This window comes from Companilactobacillus keshanensis (genome assembly GCF_003946205.1).
GTDB classification, from domain to species: domain Bacteria; phylum Bacillota; class Bacilli; order Lactobacillales; family Lactobacillaceae; genus Companilactobacillus; species Companilactobacillus keshanensis.
Window position 1 is genome coordinate 132,191 of record NZ_RHOS01000004.1, and the last position, 9,452, is coordinate 141,642.

Here is a 9,452-nt window from a genome sequence, read left to right on the forward strand (position 1 = left end):
ATTGGTTATGAAAATAATCGATGTGATTTTTTTTCATTTAAAAGCAAGTTTTAAAATTCCAGTAAAGCTAGGTTGTTATATTTATGACACAGTATTCTGGGATGAAAATAATATATTTTACGACTATGATATAGTATAAAATAGAATATAGTATGATTAATGGAATTTAGATACAGTATAACTGACATATAATGCCATTTATATTCACTAGTACATTGTTTTTGGATGATTATCAGACTATTCTTATCTAATAAATCAAATTGGTTATTAGATAATTAATCTGGTCTTTTTAATTTTTAGTTCAGGAAAGTGATTGCATATCTATGGATAAAATAAATAGGATAAACAATATATATAAATTTATGCTTACGTTGATTGTTTTTTTCTGGATAAAAAGTGTTTTTGCGTATTACTTTGACTTCTCTTTAGGAGTACAGGGCATTTTGCAGAATATCGTCCTTTTAATAAATCCACTGGGTACAAGTATCATCTTGTTAAGTCTTGGATTGTACTTCAACAGACCAAAAATTGCATATCTTGTTATGACCTTATTTTATTTAATTGATTCTGTCTTTTTATATAGCAACATCTTGTACTATAGAGAATTTACGAATTTCATTTCATTAAATACGATCCTCAGTTCAGCTAAGGCTATTAAGAGTCTTGGTCCTAGCATAATGAACTCAATTAAGTACTATGACTTTATTTATTTGATAGATATATTATTTGTATTTGTCGTTATGTTCATAATGATTTCACGGGAAAATTTAAAAGTGTGGAGTAAGTTGAATTCCGTAGCATGGACGATCTTTGGAGTGATGATATTTTCGTTTAACCTGGCTTTGGCGGAAATGAATCGGCCACAGTTGTTAACTCGTTTGTTTGACCAGACTTATATTGTAAAATATTTGGGTCTTAATACGTTTTTTGTATACGATTCAATTAAGACGGTTAGTTCAGATCGAGTACGGAAGAATGCTGAAAATACTAGTATTGATGAACCATTAAAATATCAGCAAGAGAACTATGCAAAACCGAATTCGAAATACTTTGGTGTAGCTCGAAAAAAGAACCTGATAGTTATTCATCTGGAAAGTTTTCAACAATTTCTAATCAACTTTAAGGTAAATGGTCGAGAAGTAACGCCTTTTTTGGACTCACTATATGGTGACAACAATACTTTGTCATATAGTAATTTTTTCCATCAAGTGGGACAAGGTAAGACAAGTGATGCTGAAACAATGTTAGAAACGGGTCTATTTGGTCTGCCAGAAGGTTCTTTTTTACCTCAATTAGGGCCTAGTAATACTTTTCAAGCTGCGCCGGCAATTTTGAATCAAAAAGAAGGATACACTAGCGCTGTATTTCATGGTAATGTCGCCAGTTTTTATTCGAGAGATAAGGTCTATCCTAATTTTGGATATAACTATTTTCTTGATCAAAAATCATTCCACAATTCGAATGACAGCAGTGTTGGATTTGGTTTAAAGGATAAGTTAATGTTTGCGGAGAGTACCAAGTATTTAGAACAGTTGCAACAGCCATTCTATGTTAAATATATTACGTTAACTAATCATTACCCGTTTGACCTTCCTGCTGAGGATAACGATGACTTTGTTACTTCTCAGACCAAAAATAACGTCGTAAATAACTATTTTCTGACGGCACACTATTTGGATAGTGCATTAGAGGAATTTTTTAATTATTTAAAGAAAAGTGGATTATATGATAAATCAATGATCGTTTTATATGGTGATCATTATGGAATTTCTAATGATAAGAATCCTGATCTGGCACCCTTATTAGGTTATTCCGAAGACCAATGGACTGATTTCAATAATGCTCAACTCCAAAGAGTTCCATTTATGATACATATGAAAGGTTTAAAAGGTGGAGTTAAGAATACTTATGGTGGTGAGATAGATGTCTTACCAACGATTCTTCATCTTGTTGGGATCAACTCTAAAAGTTATCTGCAATTGGGTGAGGATCTATTATCTAAAGATCATAGTCAAATCGTTCCTTTTAGAAATGGTAGTTTTGTAACTCCTGAATATACTGCCTTAAAGAAAGGTAAGGAGTCATATGATGTCTATCTCAATTCCAGTGGTGAAAAAATTGATCTATCAGAGAATGTGATATTATCCAAAAAAATAAAGAAGTTAGGAAAACAGGTCGATAGGCGCTTAAAAATATCAGATAAAATCAATAATCAAAATCTCTTGAGATTCTATACTCCTGAAGGATTTATGCCAATTGATCCCACTGATGATAAATATAATTATCTAAATCAGACAGATAGACTTCTTAAAATAAGGGATGAAAAGGGAACTGGTTCAACTAGTATGTATTCTAAGAGTGACAACGATTCAACTACAAATTTCTATGATAGTGATGCTCCGGAATTTAATCAGGAGTTACTTCAACAACTCAAATAAAATTATTTAACCAATGACTTGTATTGATAGTCTGCAAAACTTCCAATTCAATGGAAGTTTTTTTGTTATAATTAATAAAGTTGTTTATTAATAGTTACGGAGATTAAATACATGAATGGTGTAATTCCTTTACATAAAGAGATCGGACTGACTAGTTCTGATTGTGTTTATAAATTAAGAAAAATTTTACATACTAAAAAAGTAGGTCATACGGGAACTTTAGATCCTTTAGTGGATGGAGTTTTACCAATTTGTGTAGGTCAATCTACTAAGTTAGTTAATCGCTTGACTGGTTCACCTAAAGAATACGAAGGTGAAGTAACCTTAGGTACCTCAACCACGACTGAAGATCGTGAAGGGGATGTCGTTGAAGATATTAAGTTGGATCAAGCCTTTTCTAACGAGAAGCTTCAGGAAGTATTTACTAGTATGATCGGGGATTTGACACAGATACCTCCAATGTATTCGGCCGTTAGGGTTAATGGTAAAAAGCTTTACGAGTATGCTCGTGCGGGCTTAGAAGTTAAACGTCCAGAAAGGCAAATTCATCTATATGACTTTTATATGATGGGTGAACCGATTTTTGATCAAGCAACTGGCAAACAAACTGTTAGATTCCATGTTAGATGCTCTAAGGGTACTTATGTTAGAACATTGGCTGTAGAATTTGGTTCATTATTAGGTGTTCCATCGTTCATGTCAGAGCTTACAAGAACACAAAGTGCGGGTTTTGATTTAAAAGACACTTATAAGTTGTCAGATATTGAGTCAATGATAGAATCAGAGGAGTATGGTTTCCTAAAGAGTATTGATGATGTTCTAGAAGATCTTCCAGCACATGAATTGACAAATGAGGAGTGGGAAGTAAATGTCATTCACGGAGGCTTCTTGGAGTTTTCACAATACGATACTAAAAAGAATCTCAGAGTTACCAAGAATAACATTACCAAGGCAATATATAAGTATGATCCAATGGATTCAATGTGGAAGCCTGAAACGATGTTACTAAACAATGAGTAGAAAAGATTAATTATGAAGATTTTAAATGTAAAACATCCCTTAAAATAAGATCAGATCCCTTCTGAGGACACGGTTTTGATAATGGGATACTTTGATGGTGTACATGAGGGACATCAAAAAGTTATTAATCGCGGTGTAAAGCTAGCAAAAGAAAAGGGTTTGAGGTCTGTTTTACTAACTTTTGATCGATCGCCTAGAGAAGTCTATCAACATGAGAAAAATTATCAGTATTTATCAACAGTGGCCAGAAAAGCTGAACTAGTTGAAAAACTGGACGTAGATTATTTGTATGTTATGGAATTCAGCTTGGAATTTTCACGTTTGACTCCAGAGGAATTTGTTAATCAATATATGGTTCAAATGCGCGCACAATATGTTGTGGCCGGTTTTGACTATACGTATGGTAAACGTGATATAGCTAATATGGAAAATTTACCTAAGTATGCTAAAAACAGATTTGAAGTCATAACGATACCTGAGCAGATGTATGATGGTCAAAAAATCGGTTCAAGCTCGATCAAGGAATTGATCACGTCTGATAAGGTCGATCTGGCCAATAAGGTTTTAGGATATAAGTATCAAAATCAAGGAGTCGTGATTCATGGGCTACAAAGAGGCCGTACATTAGGTTATCCGACTGCCAATATACGTACTTCGTCAAATCAGGTAAAGCCTTCTATCGGCGTCTATGTGACTCGTATAGAGGTTAACGATGAATGGTACGAAGCAATGACATCTGTTGGTTATAATGTGACTTTTAAAGAAGATACTGGCGTAACGATCGAAGCCAACTTATTCGATTTTGACGAAGATATATATGACAAACCTGTCAGAGTTGAATGGTTAAAGTATTTGCGTGGTGAAGTTAAGTTTAATGGTGCTGATGAATTGATCGAACAATTGCATTTGGATAAAGAGAATACATTAAAATATTTTCAAGAACACAAATAAAGGGATAGAGCGTGAGATGTTCTAGCTCTCTTTTTATGTTTTCATTTTCAGTAAATTCTTTTGTTTTTCTAGGGCTCAGTACTTGACACTATTGGTAGAGATTGTTATATTTTACATTGTTAGCACTCATAGATGATTAGTGCTAAAAGGAGGACGGTATAATGTTATCGGAACGTCAAGATTCTATCTTGAAAGAGGTCGTGCGCATTTTTACAGATACCGGCCAACCGGTTGGTTCAAAGACATTGATGAATGCGTTGACGTTTCATGTCAGTTCGGCAACGATCAGAAATGAAATGGCAACGTTGGAAGAAATAGGTTATCTCGAGAAAACCCATCTTTCTTCTGGTCGTATTCCATCTGCAATGGGATATCGTTATTATCTTGATCATTTGGTTCGACCTATGTCAGTACCTCAAAATATTGCTCAGAGGATCGATGAAGATTTTGGTCAAACATATCATCAAATCGATGACATTATTGAACAGTCGGCGAAGATTCTTTCTCATTTAACGAGTTATACAGCAATCACATTAGGTCCTGAAAGCAACGCAGTTCTATTAACTGGTTTTAGGATCGTACCATTAAATGATCGTCAAATAATGGCAATTATCGTTACCAGCGATAATAATGTTGAAAGTAACATTTATACAATAAATGAAGAGTTTGATACGGAACTTATAGAAAAAATAGTTAGAGTTGTTAATGACAAATTGGTTGGGCAACCTTTACCTAAAGTGATCAAAATGTTGCATGACGATATTCCAGCTATTTTATCTGAGTATATGTATTCAAATGATGGGTTGATCGACATGATCGATCAACTATTTAAAAAAGCAGGTTCAGAAAAATATTTTGTCGATGGACAACTTAATTTATTGAATTATGCAAATAATGAAGATTTATCAGAAGTACAATCACTTTTCTCAATTATTAATGAAAGTAATGATTTGAAGAAATTGCTTGATCCTGACATTGCCGACGATGGCATTCGTGTTCGCTTGGGTAGTGAGTTGGGTTCAGATGCATTTAAGAATTACAGTATTATTACTGCTAACTACGATGTTGGTCATCATGGTAAGGGTGTTATTGCTCTATTGGGACCAACGACAATGCATTATTCACAATTGATCGGATTGTTAGGAGAATTCAGACAAGAATTGGCTAAAAGATTGATTGACTATTATTCACGGTATGATGATTCTTGATACTTAGGAGGAAGTAATGGCAGATAAAGAAGATACAGAGAAAAAAGTAGACGATTCTAAGAAGCCTGAAGAAAAAGCTGAAACAAAAACTGGTTCTTCAAAAAAAAGTCCTAAAGAAACAGTTGATCCAAAGGATGCAGCTTTAAAGGATCTAAAGGCTAAGAATTCAGAATTGGAAGATAAATTTCTTAGAAGCCAAGCTGAAGTTCAAAATATGAATAATCGTCATAAAAAAGAAGTTGCTGGGATTTTGAAGTATGATGGGCAAAAGTTGGCTACTGAAATACTTCCAGTAATTGATAATTTGGAACGTGCCTTAACAGTTGAAGTCGACGATGATGCCGGCAAGCAATTGAAGAAGGGTATCGAAATGGTTCAACAACACATGGTGAAAGCCTTGAAAGATAATAAAGTAACTGTTATCGAAGGTGTTGGTGACAAGTTTGATCCAACCGACAGTCAAGCAGTGCAAACTGTTCCTGCCGATGATGATCATCCTAAAGATACTATCGTCCAAGTGTTACAAAAGGGTTATAAGTTAGAAGACCGTGTATTGCGTCCTGCAATGGTCATTGTTGCTCAGTAATATAAAATTTTAAAAAGAGGTTTTAGTTTATGTCAAAAGTTATTGGTATTGATTTAGGTACTACAAACTCAGCAGTTGCTGTACTTGAAGGTGGATCACCTAAGATTATTGCTAACAAAGAGGGTGCTAGAACTACTCCTTCTGTTGTTGCTTTCAAAGATGGTGAGATTCAAGTTGGTGAAGTTGCTAAAAGACAGGCAATCACTAACCCAGATACAGTTTCATCAATCAAGAGACACATCGGTGAACCAGGTTACAAGGTAACTGTTGCTGGTAAATCATATACACCACAAGAAATTTCAGCTATGATCTTGCAACATATCAAGAAGTTCTCTGAAGAATATCTTGGTGAAGATGTTACAGATGCTGTTATTACAGTACCTGCATACTTCAATGATTCACAAAGACAAGCTACTAAAGATGCTGGTAAAATCGCTGGTTTGAATGTTAAACGTATTGTTAACGAACCAACAGCTTCAGCACTTGCTTATGGTCTTGATAATGACAAGGGTGACGAAAAGATTCTTGTTTATGATCTTGGTGGTGGTACATTTGATGTTTCTATCCTTGAATTAGGTGACGGAGTGTTCGAAGTACTTTCGACAAATGGTGATACACATCTTGGTGGTGATGACTTTGACCAAAAGATCATTGATTGGTTAGTTGAACAATTCAAGAATAAGAATGGCGTTGACTTGGCACAAGACAAGATGGCTCTTCAAAGATTAAAGGATGCTGCTGAAAAGGCTAAGAAAGATCTATCTGGTGTAAGTCAAACATCAATTAGTTTGCCATTTATCTCATCTGGTGCCAATGGCCCACTTCACTTGGAAGAAACATTAACACGTGCTAAGTTTGATGAATTAACATCAGAATTAGTTGAAAGAACAAGAATCCCAGTTGATAAGGCCTTGCAAGATGCTAATCTTTCAGCTTCAGATCTTGATAAGGTTATCTTAAATGGTGGTTCAACACGTATCCCTGCTGTTCAAGAAGCCGTTAAGAACTGGACAAGTAAAGAACCTGACCACTCAATTAACCCTGATGAAGCCGTTGCTTTAGGTGCCGCCATTCAAGGTGGTGTTATCTCTGGTGATGTTAAAGATGTTGTTCTACTTGATGTCACACCACTTTCATTAGGTATTGAAACAATGGGTGGAGTATTTACTAAGTTGATTGACAGAAATACAACTATCCCAACAAGCAAGTCACAAACATTCTCAACTGCTGCAGATAATCAAAGTGCTGTTGATATTCACGTTATGCAAGGTGAACGTCCAATGGCCGCTGATAATAAGACTTTAGGTCGTTTCCAATTAACAGATATTCCTGCCGCACCACGTGGTGTACCTCAGATCGAAGTTAAGTTCGATATTGATAAGAATGGTATCGTTAATGTTTCCGCTAAAGATCTTGGTACTAACAAGGAACAAAAGATCACTATCAAGAGTTCATCAGGTTTGAGTGATGAAGAAATTGATAAGATGATGAAAGAAGCTAAGGAACACGAAGACGAAGATAACCAACGTAAGGAAGAAGTAGATGTTAAGAATGATGTTGAACAAACATTGTTTGCTACTGATAAGACCCTTAAGGATATTAAAGGTAAAGTTTCTGATGATGAGATCAAGAAAGCTGAAGATGCTCGTGATGCTTTGAAGAAAGCTCAAGACTCTGGCGACCTTGAAGACATGAAGAAGAAACGTGACGACTTGAATAAAATCGTTCAAGATTTATCTGTAAAACTTTATCAACAAGCTCAAGATCAACAAAAAGCTGCTGGTGGTGATGCTGCTGAAGGTACAAAGAGTGCTGACGGCAAGAGTGACGACGGTAAGACAGTTGATGGTGACTTTGAAGAAGTAGATCCAGATAAAGATAAAAAATAAGTTTTGTGATAAAGAGCAGTGATTTAATTACTAGACTTTTAATGGTATAGTATAAAAATGTACTGCTCTTTTGAGCTTGAAAAAGATAAAATGGGACAGTTTGTCCCGTCACAAAGGTGATTTTTAATGGCAAATAGAGATCCATATGATGTTTTAGGCGTTGATAAAAGCGCTTCTGAAGATGAAATAAAAAAAGCATTCCGTAAACTTTCAAAAAAATATCATCCTGATATTAACAAAGCACCTGATGCTGAAGAGAAATTTAAAGAAATAAATGAAGCATATGAAACTCTTAAGGACCCTCAAAAGCGTGCCCAATTTGATCAGTATGGATCAGCAGGTATGAATGGCGGACAAGGATTTGGCGGTTTTGGTGGCGGCGGAACTGGTGAACAGTTCGGCGGTTTCGATGACATTTTCAGTCAATTCTTTGGTGGCGGTACTGCTAGACAGAGTCCAAATGCTCCAAGACAGGGTTCAGATTTGCAATATCGAATGGATCTTTCCTTTGAAGAAGGAGTTTTCGGTAAGTCAACAAACATTAACTACAATCGTGAAGAAGAGTGTAAGACCTGTGGTGGTAATGGTGCCAAACCTGGTACTACCCCAGAAACTTGTCATAAATGTCACGGTTCAGGACACGTTGAAGTAGAACGTGCGACTCCATTAGGTCGTATGCGTACAAGAGTTGTTTGTGATGTCTGCAATGGTACTGGTAAAGAAATTAAAGAAAAGTGCCCAACATGTCATGGTAAGGGTAAAGTAAATAACAAACATACGCTTAAAGTTACAGTTCCAGCTGGTGTTGAAGATGGTCAACAAATGAGGCTAGATGGTCAAGGTGAAGCCGGTGAAAATGGTGGACCGTATGGTGATCTTTATATTGTCTTTAGAGTTAAGGCTAGTCGCGAATTTACTCGTGACGGAGGAACAATTTATACATCAGTAAATATTAGCTTCCCTCAAGCAACGTTAGGTGATGAGATCGAAGTTAATACCGTTCATGGTCCAGTTAAATTAACTGTTCCTAATGGTACTCAAACTGGTACTTCATTTAGATTGCGTGGTAAAGGTGCACCTGTATTAAATAGTGACAAAGTTGGTGATGAAAAAGTCACCGTTAATATCGTTACGCCTCGTAAACTTTCCAGTGAACAAAAAGAAGCTTTGAAGAAGTTTGCTGAAGCGGGCGGAAATAAAGTTAAAGAAAAAGATAGTAACTTCTTTGATAAATTGAAGGATACTTTTAAAGGTTAGAATATATTTTAAAAAGGAAATCTTAATGAAGTGCAATAAAAAAGTTAGACATTTTTATAAGTTTTAAGAAATCATGGATTGTCTCCTGTATTCTACAGGAGAC

At 35.4% G+C, this 9,452-nt stretch carries 7 protein-coding genes; all 7 read left to right on the forward strand.

The window, feature by feature from the left end:
* Positions 1–443 precede the first annotated feature (443 nt).
* The 7 genes from EKM64_RS04020 (at position 444) to dnaJ (ending at position 9,349) form a co-directional block, all read left to right on the forward strand.
* The gene (locus EKM64_RS04020; protein WP_225420947.1) at positions 444–2,438 is read left to right on the forward strand and encodes an LTA synthase family protein; all 1,995 of its coding nucleotides are present in this window, start codon (positions 444–446) and stop codon (positions 2,436–2,438) included.
* A 111-nt stretch (positions 2,439–2,549) separates the two neighbouring features.
* Entirely contained in the window at positions 2,550–3,458 is a 909-nt protein-coding gene (gene truB / locus EKM64_RS04025) for a tRNA pseudouridine(55) synthase TruB (protein WP_125675838.1), read from the forward strand.
* 54 nt (positions 3,459–3,512) lie between these two features.
* Entirely contained in the window at positions 3,513–4,409 is an 897-nt protein-coding gene (ribF, locus tag EKM64_RS04030) for a riboflavin biosynthesis protein RibF (protein ID WP_318530735.1), read from the forward strand.
* 161 nt (positions 4,410–4,570) lie between these two features.
* Positions 4,571–5,617 carry a heat-inducible transcriptional repressor HrcA gene (gene hrcA, locus EKM64_RS04035; RefSeq protein WP_125675840.1) on the forward strand — a complete coding sequence of 349 codons (1,047 nt, stop codon included), beginning with the start codon at positions 4,571–4,573 and terminating at the stop codon, positions 5,615–5,617.
* A 16-nt stretch (positions 5,618–5,633) separates the two neighbouring features.
* On the forward strand, positions 5,634–6,203 hold the full coding sequence (gene grpE, locus EKM64_RS04040; RefSeq protein WP_125675842.1) for a nucleotide exchange factor GrpE: 570 nt from the start codon (positions 5,634–5,636) through the stop codon (positions 6,201–6,203).
* 29 nt (positions 6,204–6,232) lie between these two features.
* On the forward strand, positions 6,233–8,092 hold the full coding sequence (gene dnaK, locus EKM64_RS04045; RefSeq protein ID WP_125675844.1) for a molecular chaperone DnaK: 1,860 nt from the start codon (positions 6,233–6,235) through the stop codon (positions 8,090–8,092).
* 126 nt (positions 8,093–8,218) lie between these two features.
* On the forward strand, positions 8,219–9,349 hold the full coding sequence (gene dnaJ, locus EKM64_RS04050; RefSeq protein WP_125675846.1) for a molecular chaperone DnaJ: 1,131 nt from the start codon (positions 8,219–8,221) through the stop codon (positions 9,347–9,349).
* Positions 9,350–9,452 lie beyond the last annotated feature (103 nt).

Bases quoted from the DNA above. Each gene is read 5' to 3' on its own strand.
- dnaK (WP_125675844.1), top strand. From the start codon at position 6,233: ATGTCAAAAGTTATTGGTATTGATTTAGGTACTACAAACTCAGCAGTT.
- grpE (WP_125675842.1), top strand. From the start codon at position 5,634: ATGGCAGATAAAGAAGATACAGAGAAAAAAGTAGACGATTCTAAGAAG.
- truB (WP_125675838.1), top strand. From the start codon at position 2,550: ATGAATGGTGTAATTCCTTTACATAAAGAGATCGGACTGACTAGTTCT.
- dnaJ (WP_125675846.1), top strand. From the start codon at position 8,219: ATGGCAAATAGAGATCCATATGATGTTTTAGGCGTTGATAAAAGCGCT.
- hrcA (WP_125675840.1), top strand. From the start codon at position 4,571: ATGTTATCGGAACGTCAAGATTCTATCTTGAAAGAGGTCGTGCGCATT.